Here is an 8,059-nt window from a genome sequence, read left to right as displayed (position 1 = left end):
GGTGGGCGAAGACAGCGGAGTGAACGAAGAGAACGGGGCGAGCGAAGACAACGGGATGCGCGAAGACGACGGCGCGACCGGGCGGCGGCGCCTGCGAGTGCTGGTCTGTGGAACCGGCTTCGGCCGCATCCACCTGCGCGCGGTGCACGCTTCCGCGGACCTGGACTTGGCCGGCGTCCTGTCCCGCGGCAGCGACGCCTCCCGGAAGGTCGCCGCGCGTTACGGGGTGCCCTGCTACACCTCCGTCGAGGAGCTGCCCGGCGACATCGACATCGCGTGCGTCGCCGTGCCGTCGGGGACCGGGGCCGGCGACGGTGCGCAGCTGGCGCAACGGCTGCTGGAACGCGGCATCCACGTCCTGCACGAGCATCCGCTGCACCCGGAGGAGCTGGCCGACTGCCTGCGCACCGCCCGCGAACACGGCGTGCGGTACCGGGTGAACACCCTCTACCCGCACGTCGAGCCGATCCGCCGGTTCACCTCCGCCGCCGAGATCCTGCGCCGCCGGCAGCCGCCGCTCTTCATCGACGCGGCCTGCGGCGTCCAGGTGCTGTACTCGCTGCTGGACGTCGTCGCCCGCACCGTCGGCGGGGTCCGGCCGTGGCGGTTCGGCGAGCCGGCATCGCTGCCGCCCGATCTGGCCGCCCTGGCGGCGGCGCCGGCGCCGTACACGAGCCTGCACGGCGTGATCGGCGGGGTGCCGCTGACGCTGCGGGTGCAGAACCAGCTCAACCCGTCCGACCCGGACAACCACGCCCTGCTGCTGCACCGGATCAGCATCGGCTTCGAAGCGGGTGTGCTGGCGCTGGTGGACACCCACGGCCCGGTGCTGTGGAGTCCGCGCCTGCACAGCACCCGGGACGGCGACGGCCGGCTCGTCCTCGACGGGCCCGGCACCGAACGGCTGGACGTCGCCGCGACCGAGCACGTCGGTACTCACGCGGCGCCGACGTTCCGGGAGGTCTTCGACCGGATCTGGCCGGACGCCGTGGCTGCGGCGCTGGTCGAGTTGCACCGGGACATCGACGAGCGTCGCGCGGACGTCGCCGGGCCGGCCGACGCCGCGCCCGCGCGAGCGCCAGGGCCGGGGCCGGCGTCGTCGGCGGCGGCGCAGGCGTCGCAGTGGGCGCTGAGCATCGCCACCCTGTGGCAGGAGCTGTCCGACCGGCTCGGTCCGGTGACGTTGATCGACCCGCCCGAGCCGGAACCCGTGCCCCTACTGGAGCTGTTGCGATGAAGACACCGACCACACGCTGGCTGCGCTGCCTGCAGCCGCGTCCCGACGCCGCCACCCGGCTGATCTGCCTGCCGCACGCCGGCGGTTCGGCCAGCGCGTACCGGGCATGGCCGCAGCTGGTCGGCGAGCGGATCGAGGTACACACCGTGCAGTACCCCGGCCGGGAGGACCGGTTCGGCGAACCGTTCGTCGACGACATGGCGACGGCGGTGGACCGGATCGCCGCGGAGATCGCGCCGCTGACCCGGCGCCGGTACGCGCTGTTCGGACACAGCATGGGCGGCGCTATCGCCTACGAGGTGGCGGCGCTCCTGGACCGGAGAGGGCTGCCCGCGCCGGCACACCTGTTCGTCTCCGGGCGTCAGCCGCCGGTTCACCACCGCGGCGGCACCGTCCATACCTGGGATGATGACCGGCTGGGCACGGAACTGCTGCGGCTCAGCCCGGCCAACGCCGACCTGCTCTCCGAACCCGAATTGGCCGCGCTGGTGCTGCCGATCGTGCGTAACGATTACCGGCTGATCGAGCGCTACCGGCCGGGCGAGCGGACCGTGCTTCCGGTGCCGATCACCGCGCTGATCGGGAGCGACGACGGTGAGCTGACCGTGGCCGAGGCGGGGGACTGGGCGTCCTACACCGACCGTGCCTTCCGGCTGCACGAGTTCCCCGGCGACCACTTCTACCTGGTGGATCGACGCCGCGCCGTCACCGACCTGGTCGCGGCCACGCTCGGCGCGGCATCCGTCCCTCCGCTGTCCACACCGTAGACGTCCCATCACCGAGGTCCCCATCCTGAAAGGCATCGACATGAGCAAGCTGAATCCCTCTCCGGCGGTCGAGTTCTACGACCTGGTCACCCGCACCCACTCCGAGGGCGGCGACGCGCTGCGCTCCGTGCTCGGCGACGTCGACGCGACGGCCGGTCCCGTACTCGACGTGGGCGCCGGCACCGGACGGACGGTGCGGATCATCGCCGACGCACTGCCCGGAGCCCGCATCATCGCCACCGAACCGGACCTGGTGATGCGCACCGTGCTCACCCACCAGGTGGCCGGCGACGACGACCTGCGCCGGCGGGTCACCATCCTCCCCGAGCCGGCCCAGACGATGCCGCTGCCGGACCGGCTCTCCGCTGTCGTGCTCTTCGGTGTGATCGGCATGCTCGACCGGGAGGAGCGCATGCAGCTGTGGGACCGGCTGCTGCCCCGGCTCGCACCCGGCGCGCCGGTCGCGGTGGAACTGCTCCCGATCAGCAAGCCCCAGCAGCTGCCGCCGATGCCGTACGCCAAGGAGCGCATCGGCGACCACCTCTACGAGGCGACGTTGCAGGGCGAACCCGGCGACGACGACCTGATGGTGCTCAACTCGACCTGGCACATCACCGGCGGACCGGGCGCCGACCGGACCGTGCACGGCACCAGCCAGTGGCACACGTTCGGCCTGGAAGACCTGGCGCGCGAGACCGGCATGGTCGCCGAGCAGCTCACCATGCAGGCCGGAGTGCTCCGGGCGTCCACATGATCGCCGTCGCCGGCGCGAGCGGCAGCGTCGGCCGTTGGGCCGTCGGCGAGCTGACCCGCATGGGCATCGGTCCGGTGCGGCTGGGCGGCCGGCGGGTGGATGCGCTGCGGCAGATCGCCGACGAGACACCGGAGGCGCAGCCGTTCCCGTTCGACCTCGACGATCCTGAGAGCGTGGCGCGCTTCTGCGACGGCTGCACGGCGGTGCTCAACTGCGCCGGTCCGTCGTACCTGATCCTGGACACGCTTGCCCGCGCGGCGATCGCGGCCGGCGCCGCCTACGTCGACGTCTCCGGTGACGAGCCGGTGCACCGGCGGCTGACCTCGGCCGACTGCGCCGGAACGGTCGTGCTCTCCGCCGGCATGTTGCCGGGGTTGTCCAGCCTGATCCCGCGCTGGATGGCCACGGAGATGGACAAGGTCGACTCGCTGTCCACCTATATCGGCGGGCTCGAACGGTGCAGCCCGTCCAGCGCCACCGACATGATCTTGAGCATGCATACCGACGACGGAGACGACTACGGGCACGCGCTTGCGGGCTGGCGGAACGGCCGGCTGGCGGAGAAGGTGCTCCGTCCGCAGAAGGATGTCGAGGTGCCGTTCTTCCCGGATCGGGTCAGCGCGCATCCGTTCTTCAGCGGAGAGTCCGCGCGGCTGGCCACCGCGATCGGCGCCGACACCATGGATTTCTGGAACGTCTTCGTCGGCGACCGGCTGGTCACGACCTTCACCCGGATGCGCAGCCGGCCGGTCGCGGGGGAGGAGATGGACCGTGCCGTCGCCGAGCTCACCCGCGCGGCGGAGCTCGACCTGTTCGGCCGTGAGCCCTACTACGCCCTGGTGTTCCGGATGACCGGCGTCGTCGGCGGGCGGTCTGTAGTCCGCACCGCGGCGTTGCGCACCGGTGACGCCTACCGGCTGATCGCCACGGTCGGTGCGCTGGCCGTGCAGGCCGTCGTGGAAGGCGGCGTCGGGCGAGGTGTCGGCTATGCCGCCGACGTACTCGACCCGGGGCAGGTCGTCGCGGAGGTGCGTCACTCACCGGCCGTCACCGCGTTCGAGCTCGTCGACCACGCTGAGACCCACGAGGGCATGGAGGACGGGACGGTGTGACGCTCGTCGGTGGTTCCACGTGCCGGCCGTGAACGCGGGTGGACCGCCTCAGCGGGCCGGCGGCGGATGCGCCGATGGCCGAGGGAGAGCAGGTAGCTCGTCATCGCCCTGACAGGCCCGTGTGATCGTTCGATCACTTCCAAGAATGTGATCGAACGGCAACTTTTGATAAAGTGGTCATTCGATCACATTGGAGGCGCGATGCAAGCTCGTACAGTTCGTGATCTTGTGGCCGTCCTACGGGAAGCACGTACGCGCCGAGGCATGACGCAGGCTCAGTTGGCCGGGTCCGTCGGTGTCTCCCGAGAGTGGGTGGTTCGGCTCGAAGGCGGACACCCACGCGTGGAAGCCCAGCTTCTCCTGGACGCGCTCTCCGCGGTGCGTGTGACTGTCACGGTTGAGATCGACGAAGGCGGAAGTCAGGCTGACGTGGAGGCCTTCGACGAGCTGTTCGACGACCTCACTGATGGAGGATCCCATGGCTGAGCGAAGGCTGGCGGTCTACTTGGATGGCATTCCTGCAGGGACATTGACGCAGAACAGCGCCGGCAAGGTCGGCTTCACCTACTACGACGACTACCGTCCACCCGGCGCAGTCCCGCTTTCGCTGTCGCTCCCTCTCGGGCGCTCCAGTCACCCTCCCAAGGCTGTGAACGCGTTCATAGCCGGCTTGCTGCCTGATAGCGAACCGACGCTTGAACGATGGGGACGCCAGTTTGGTGTGTCGCCCCGTAATCCTTTTGCCCTACTCGCTCACGTCGGTCATGACGCTGCCGGCGCGGTTCAGATCCTTCCCGAAGGTGAGCCATCCCTGGACGCCGCGACGCGGCAGGGTGATATCGAGTGGCTCACAGATGACGACATAACCGCGGTCTTGCGCGATGTGGCCAGTCACCCGGCGGACTGGAATCCCGGCCGCGATACTGGTCGGTGGAGCCTGGCGGGAGCTCAGAGCAAGGTAGCTCTCTTCCGTAGCGACGACGGGCACTGGGGCGTTCCTCGGGACTCGACGCCCACGACACACATCTTGAAGCCATCTATACCTGGGCTCGAGCACCATCATGTCAACGAGCATCTCTGCCTTCGAGCTGCCCAGCTGATCGGACTTGCGGCGGCGAGAACGGAGATAATCACCACCGGTGACGTCGAGGTCCTCATTTGCCAGAGGTACGATCGCACGTTTAAAGACGGCCGCTGGAGAAGAGCACACCAAGAGGATCTCTGTCAGGCACTCTCCGTGCATCCCAGCATGAAGTACCAATCCGACGGGGGTCCTGGGATCCGGGAGATCGCTCATCTCTTCAGCGGGCTTGCTGCTCCGGACCGACAGGTGAGCGCGAAACGCTTCTTCGATGCCTTGTTCTTCAACGTTGCCATCGGCGCCACCGATGCCCACGCCAAGAACTACTCGATGCTCATCGGCGCAGGATCCCGCGCTCAACTGGGCCCGCTCTATGACGTCGCTACCGTTCTCCCCTATGACCAGGGAGCGGATCACAGGTCCGCGATGAAGATCGGCGATTCGTGGGAGATGCGTCGAGTGTCTGAGAAGGATTGGATGATCGTGGCGCGCAGTCTAGGCATACCCGCAGAAGAAGCTCGCGAACGTACGCGTGAGCTTCGCGCTGCGATTCCGGACGCATTTCATCGCGCTGCTAATGAGGTGGTGGTACCCGACTCGCTACGGGACCACGCCACCTGGATAGCCGACCTTGTAGGTGCCCACGTGGAGGGGCCGGCGAGGAGCTTTCGGCGTCCTCGAACCGTAGCGTGATGCCCCGCCGTGGTCGGTTCCAGCCGCGGCACAAGGTCAAGGCGGCACCGGAAGAGATGAGGGTTCGCATTACATGGGAGGTGGCGCGACGGAGTCGCGGACCGCGATGTGCGTGCCGAGGACCACGTGCTGCGGCACCGTCGACTCGTGCCGGTGCAGGGCCAGCCGCACGGCGGTCCGCCCGAGCTCCTCGTGTGGAATGTGCACGGTGGTCAGCGCCGGCGTGAGCTCCATCGTCATCGGGATGTCGTCGTAGCCGACCACGGACATCTCCTCCGGAACCCGCACGCCGCTGTCCCGCAGCGCGTGCAGCACGCCGGCCGCGACGACGTCGGTGACGGCGAAGATCGCCGTGACGTCGGTCCGCTCGGCGAGCAGTTCCCGAGTGGCTTCGTAGCCGTACGAACGCAGGAAGTCGCCCTCCCTGAGCAGCGTCGGGTCGGGCGTGACCCGGAACGTCTCGTGCGCGCGCCGGTAGCCTTCCACGCGTTCGACGACGGTGGTGAACCCGGGTCGGACACCGAGGAAGGCGATGCGTCGATGGCCGAGGGAGAGCAGGTGGCTGGTCATCGCGAAGGCGCCGCCGGCGTTGTCGTACTCGACGATCGTCGCCGGAACGTCGTCGCCCGGTGACGGGCGACCGCACAGCACGAGCCGGGATCCTGCTTCGTCGAGCAGCCGAGCGAAATGGACCAACCGTTGGCGGTTCTCCTCCGCCTCGAAACCGCCCCCGACGAGGATCACGGCGTCGGCGTGCTGTTCCCGCATCTGCTCGACGGCCTCGAGCTCGCGCTCCGGGTCCCCTTGCGTCGTGCAGACCAGGCACATCCGGCCCTCCTGGCGGGCCTGCTCCTCGACGCCCTGCGCGATGTGGGCGAAGAACGGCCAGGTGATGTCGTGCACGACGAAGGCGACCGTCTTGGTGGTGGCTCCGGCCAGCGCCCGTGCGTGCGCGTTGGCCACGTAATCCAGCTCCCGCACGGCCCGCAGAACCTTGGCCCGCGTCGCCGTCGCCACCGGGTAGTTGCCGGAGAGCACGCGCGAGACGGTGGGCACGGAGACCCCGGCGCGTTCCGCGACGTCGGTGATGGTGGTCCGCTTGCGACCACGCGGAGCAGCCCGCCCTGCCACGTCAACGCCTCCTTGCGGACTGATCTCGACCGATGCTCATCTTACGGAGTCACGCCTGCCGGTCGAGCTGGGACAGGTGCACCTCATGGTGGAACGGGCGGCCGCTGATCAGCCGGTCCAGTTCCGCGACGACGGTCTCCCCGAGCCGGACGAGCTCATTGCCGTGCGAGCCGGCGACGTGGGGCGTCAGCACGACGTTCGGAAGGACGAACAGGATCGAGTCCGCGGGTAACGGTTCCGGATCGGTGACGTCGAGAACCGCGGAGATCCGGCCGTCGACGAGATGCGGAATCAGCGCATCGGTGTCGATCAGCGCGCCCCGGGCGGTGTTGATGACGGTGGCGCCGTCGCGGAGCAACTTGAGGCGCTTGTCATCGAGCAGGTGCCGGGTCTCCGGGGTCTCGGGAGCATGCAAGCTGACGATATCGCACTCCGCGAGCATGGTCTCGAGATCCACCAGTGTCGCGCCGAGGGCGTCGGCCGAGTCCGCGTCCAGGTACGGATCGGTCAGGTAGATCTCGACGTCGAACCTGCGCAGTAGTTCGATCACCCGCCGCCCGATGCGGGAGGCGCCGACGATGCCGACCTTCCGGCGGAAGTTTCCCACACCGTCGACCAGCTCGCCGATGGTGAAACGGCGTTCCGCGCGGTACCGCTCACGCAGACCGAACAGGCCCTTGCCGGCCCACAGGATGGCGGCGAGCGTGTATTCGGCGACCGGCATCGCGTTGGCGGACGCCGCGGACGAGACCGGAATGCCGCGTTCCCAGAACTCCCGCGTCAGGTGCCCCTTCACCGAGCCGGCCGCGTGCAGCACGGCGCGCAGCCGCGGCATGGCCCGTAGCGCGTCGGTGTCGAGGGGCGGGCACTCCCAGCCGGTGATCAGGATCTCGACCGAGGACAGCACGCCGGCGAGGCCGGGGTCGTCGAAGCGTGCGCCGACGGCGGGTTCGCCGATGCTGACCAGCTCCCGCAGCCTCTGCATCGTCGTGTCGCGCGGAAACAGCAGGGGCGGGAGGTCCGGGCGCATGACGAAGAGCGCTGGAGGGCGATCGGCCACGTGAGTTGATCCCTTCACGATTACATAGAAAACGCTATCTACCGTAGATGCCCGGCTCGTCGACGACAAGTGCCGGGCGCCGCCGGACCCGGAGAAGGGCTCTCGTTGCTCCCGCCTACCTCAATTAACGTGGGCGTTTAGATGCAGTAGGCGACGTTTCAGGCATGTCGGCGTGCATCGTTCTGGTAACTCACTCTTGACGGATAGCGTCGCCACCCGTAACT

The 8,059-nt window shown here is 68.8% G+C and carries 8 protein-coding genes; 6 read left to right on the top strand and 2 right to left on the bottom strand.

Features of this window, described 5'->3' with window-relative positions; all coding sequences use genetic code 11:
- The first annotated feature begins 1 nt into the window (after position 1).
- The 6 genes from G1H10_RS21345 to G1H10_RS21320 all read left to right on the top strand — a co-directional run bounded on the left by G1H10_RS21345 (position 2) and on the right by G1H10_RS21320 (position 5,644).
- Positions 2 to 1,237 (top strand): Gfo/Idh/MocA family oxidoreductase, encoded by a 1,236-nt coding sequence (locus G1H10_RS21345; RefSeq protein WP_216853519.1) that lies wholly within the window; start codon positions 2 to 4, stop codon positions 1,235 to 1,237.
- The gene (locus G1H10_RS21340) at positions 1,234 to 2,004 is read left to right on the top strand and encodes a thioesterase II family protein (RefSeq protein WP_163741524.1); all 771 of its coding nucleotides are present in this window, start codon (positions 1,234 to 1,236) and stop codon (positions 2,002 to 2,004) included. The genes G1H10_RS21345 and G1H10_RS21340 overlap by 4 nt, the downstream gene beginning before the upstream one ends.
- 40 nt (positions 2,005 to 2,044) lie before the next feature.
- Entirely contained in the window at positions 2,045 to 2,758 is a 714-nt protein-coding gene (locus G1H10_RS21335; protein WP_163741522.1) for a class I SAM-dependent methyltransferase, read from the top strand.
- Positions 2,755 to 3,870 carry a saccharopine dehydrogenase NADP-binding domain-containing protein gene (locus tag G1H10_RS21330; protein ID WP_163741520.1) on the top strand — a complete coding sequence of 372 codons (1,116 nt, stop codon included), beginning with the start codon at positions 2,755 to 2,757 and terminating at the stop codon, positions 3,868 to 3,870. The genes G1H10_RS21335 and G1H10_RS21330 overlap by 4 nt, the downstream gene beginning before the upstream one ends.
- 201 nt (positions 3,871 to 4,071) lie before the next feature.
- Entirely contained in the window at positions 4,072 to 4,356 is a 285-nt protein-coding gene (locus G1H10_RS21325) for a helix-turn-helix domain-containing protein (RefSeq protein ID WP_163741518.1), read from the top strand.
- Positions 4,349 to 5,644, top strand: a complete 1,296-nt coding sequence (locus G1H10_RS21320; RefSeq protein WP_163741516.1) for a type II toxin-antitoxin system HipA family toxin — start codon at positions 4,349 to 4,351, stop codon at positions 5,642 to 5,644. The genes G1H10_RS21325 and G1H10_RS21320 overlap by 8 nt, the downstream gene beginning before the upstream one ends.
- Positions 5,645 to 5,713: 69 nt before the next feature.
- On the opposite strand, the gene G1H10_RS21315 is transcribed toward G1H10_RS21320, so the two are convergent.
- Both G1H10_RS21315 and G1H10_RS21310 read right to left on the bottom strand, forming a co-directional pair.
- Entirely contained in the window at positions 5,714 to 6,775 is a 1,062-nt protein-coding gene (locus G1H10_RS21315; RefSeq protein WP_163741514.1) for a LacI family DNA-binding transcriptional regulator, read from the bottom strand.
- A gap of 49 nt (positions 6,776 to 6,824) precedes the next feature.
- Positions 6,825 to 7,835, bottom strand: coding sequence for a hydroxyacid dehydrogenase (locus G1H10_RS21310; RefSeq protein ID WP_163741513.1), 1,011 nt, complete (start codon positions 7,833 to 7,835; stop codon positions 6,825 to 6,827).
- Positions 7,836 to 8,059: the final 224 nt, after the last annotated feature.

It is taken from the genome of Phytoactinopolyspora halotolerans (assembly GCF_010550675.1).
GTDB classification, from domain to species: domain Bacteria; phylum Actinomycetota; class Actinomycetes; order Jiangellales; family Jiangellaceae; genus Phytoactinopolyspora; species Phytoactinopolyspora halotolerans.
Note: the sequence above shows the minus strand (reverse complement) of the source record. Positions and strands in the feature narration are given on the sequence as shown.

Excerpts from the sequence above, each read along its gene's own strand:
- G1H10_RS21335 (WP_163741522.1), top strand. The coding sequence starts at position 2,045 with ATGAGCAAGCTGAATCCCTCTCCGGCGGTCGAGTTCTACGACCTGGTC.
- G1H10_RS21325 (WP_163741518.1), top strand. The coding sequence starts at position 4,072 with ATGCAAGCTCGTACAGTTCGTGATCTTGTGGCCGTCCTACGGGAAGCA.
- G1H10_RS21340 (WP_163741524.1), top strand. The coding sequence starts at position 1,234 with ATGAAGACACCGACCACACGCTGGCTGCGCTGCCTGCAGCCGCGTCCC.
- G1H10_RS21320 (WP_163741516.1), top strand. The coding sequence starts at position 4,349 with ATGGCTGAGCGAAGGCTGGCGGTCTACTTGGATGGCATTCCTGCAGGG.
- G1H10_RS21330 (WP_163741520.1), top strand. The coding sequence starts at position 2,755 with ATGATCGCCGTCGCCGGCGCGAGCGGCAGCGTCGGCCGTTGGGCCGTC.